The sequence below is a fragment of the Methylobacterium sp. WL103 genome, from assembly GCF_008039885.1.
Lineage (GTDB): Bacteria > Pseudomonadota > Alphaproteobacteria > Rhizobiales > Beijerinckiaceae > Methylobacterium > Methylobacterium cerastii.
This window is the reverse complement of record NZ_VRUX01000638.1, coordinates 1-2316: the sequence shown is the minus strand read 5'-3', so window position 1 is coordinate 2316 and position 2316 is coordinate 1. Positions and strand designations below refer to the sequence as shown.

General features: G+C 72.1%; 2 protein-coding genes and 1 pseudogene. 1 reads left to right on the top strand and 2 read right to left on the bottom strand.

Annotated features, from left to right (window positions below):
* A pseudogene (locus FV222_RS31500) lies at nt 1-117 on the top strand (aminoacyl-tRNA hydrolase); the annotation flags it as partial.
* A 352-nt stretch (nt 118-469) separates the two neighbouring features.
* Here FV222_RS31500 and FV222_RS23525 read toward each other — a convergent pair.
* Together FV222_RS23525 and FV222_RS23520 are read right to left on the bottom strand one after the other, a co-directional pair.
* A complete protein-coding gene (locus FV222_RS23525) occupies nt 470-1237 on the bottom strand; it encodes a YoaK family protein (RefSeq protein ID WP_147754696.1) in 768 nt (255 codons plus the stop codon).
* Between the two features lie 166 nt (nt 1238-1403).
* A partial coding sequence (locus FV222_RS23520) for a methyltransferase domain-containing protein (RefSeq protein WP_246685624.1) occupies nt 1404-2316 on the bottom strand: 913 nt, incomplete at its 5' end.

Genomic DNA, 2316 nt, shown 5'->3' with positions numbered 1-2316 from the left:
GTGCCACCGGTTCCGCGCCGCGCGACGCGCCCGACGCTGGCCTCGAAGAAGCGGCGGCTCGAAGCCAAGACCCAGCGCGGCGCGACCAAGCGCCTCCGTGGCGCGCCGGTGGATTGACCACGCCTCCTCCCGTTCCCGCAGAAGCGACAGGACTCACGCATCCCCGCGTCTGGCACCTCTTTTGACGCGCATTCCCTCGCCCCGCGTGCGGGGAGAGGGCTTTGCCGACCTCGTCGTCGGCAAAGCGAGGCGGCAGCCGAAGGTGAGGGGGCTGACCCGGAGGAGGCTCATCCGTTCGCGCCCCCTCACCCTCGCTTCGGCTTCGCCTCCGCTACCCGTCTGCACGACGGGATGCAGCCGGGCCTCTCCCCGCACGCGGGGAGAGGGGGAACCCGCGGGTCATCGGTGTCCGCAGCGAAATAGGCAAAACGATCGCCCGTTCGGAGGAGGGGATGTCCCGACTCCGCGGTCAGTGGATCGCGTCGATCGCCTTCGCGTCGGGGCTCGCGTCCGGCGCCGGCGAGGAGCCGGCCACCAGCTCGCTGCCGGGCTTGGCGATCGTCAGGACAACGGCGATGAAGGCGAGCAAGGCCGCGAGCGCCGCCGGGAACAGGAAGGCGCTCTCGCCGTAGCGGATCTGCAGCAGGCCGCCGACCACCGCGCCCGACGACAGGCCTGCCCAGAGCGGCGCCTGGATCCAGAACGACGAGGCCACCGTCCCGAGGATCAGGTTGGCCATGCCGGTGCCGAAGCGGACCACCGCGCCCGTGACGTAGGTGAGCGCGATGCTGCGACCGCCTTCGTCCTGGAGGATCGCGTTCTGCAGGCCGAGCGCCAGGACGATCGGATAGGCGTGCAGCGGGAAGGCGAAGGTGCCCCACGGCATCAGCAGGCCGAGCGCCAGCAAGGCGGCCTCGATCGTCAGCAGCACCGAGAGCCGCCAGCGGCCGACCCAGGCGGCGATCAAGGTGCCGAGGAAGGCGCCGAAGCAGAAGACCAGCAGCACCGTGACGACGCGCAGGGTGTTCTCCCAGTCCGCGTTCGCCACCGCCACGCCGAAGCGCGTGGTGTTGCCGGACATGAACGACATGAACAGCTGCGAGAACTCGAGGAAGCCGATCGAGTCCGTGGCGCCGGCCAGGAACGCCAGCACGATCGCGAAGGGGATGCGGGTCGCCGCGCTCGCCGGGAAGGCCTTGTCCGGCGGGTCCCCGGGGGCGGTCTTCTCGTTCACCATGTAGGGCCTCGAAACGTGGTGGGTCGCGCCCGCTTCTCCCGTGAGGGCGCAGGGGGTCGAGCGGGCGGCGGTGGGATCGACGGCTATAAAGAGCCGAGCACGGCCAAGGTTCAACTATGCACGGCCGGCAGGGTGATATTCCTCACCTCGCTCTCCGGCGCCGGGATTAAGCGGCCTCCACTCCCGTGCTTGCACTACGTTTGACTGCGATCACGGTGCGTCCGGGAACGTCCGCGCCGTTCTCGCGCCGGACCACCGCTGAACGGATCGCGAGGTCGCCGAAGCCCGCGGCCTCGGCGGCGGCCGCGAGGTAGGCGTCGGCGTGGGCGTAGCGGCCGTCCGGCCCGAGCACGACGCCGTCGCCGTCGTGCGATTGCACGGTGAAGGCGGCGCGCCCGTCCGGGCGCAGCACCCGCGTCATGCCGGACAGCACCGTCGCGAGCGGCCCGAGATAGATGAACACGTCGGCCGCCACGCAGAGGTCGGCGGAGGCCGCAGGCTCGCCCGCGAGGAAGTCCTCGATCCCGGCCTCGACGAGGCGCGCATAGAGGCCCTTGCGCCGGGCGAGCGCCAGCATCGCCGGCGCGATATCGACCCCGGTGAGCGTCCCGACGCGGGCGCCGAGCGCCGCGCCCATCAGGCCGGTGCCGCAGCCGAGGTCGATCGCGTGGCCGTAGCGGGGGGCGCCGCCCGGCTCCCTCTCCCGTGCGGGAGAGAATTGGGGCGAGGGATGAGAACTGTCCGGAGAGGTCACGCCCCTCATCCCACCCTTCTCCCCCTGGGAGAAGGAGCCCCGCGGCGGTTCCCGCGATCCATCGTAGGCGTCGAGCGCCGCGCAGAGCAGCGCGGGGCCGCAATAGCCCAGGCCCTCGACGAGGTGGCGCTCGAAGCGGCCGGCATAGCCGTCGAACAGGGCGCGCAGGTAGGCCGGCGACAGCACCGGCAGCGCGGCGTCGCCGGCGATCCGCGCCAGGTGGACGAGGGTGCCGAGCGTGTCCTCCGGGTCGAGGTCGCGTCCGGTCTCGTAGGCACGGAGCGCCGCCTGGAACAGGGCCGGGTCGGCGGCGCCGGCCGCGGCC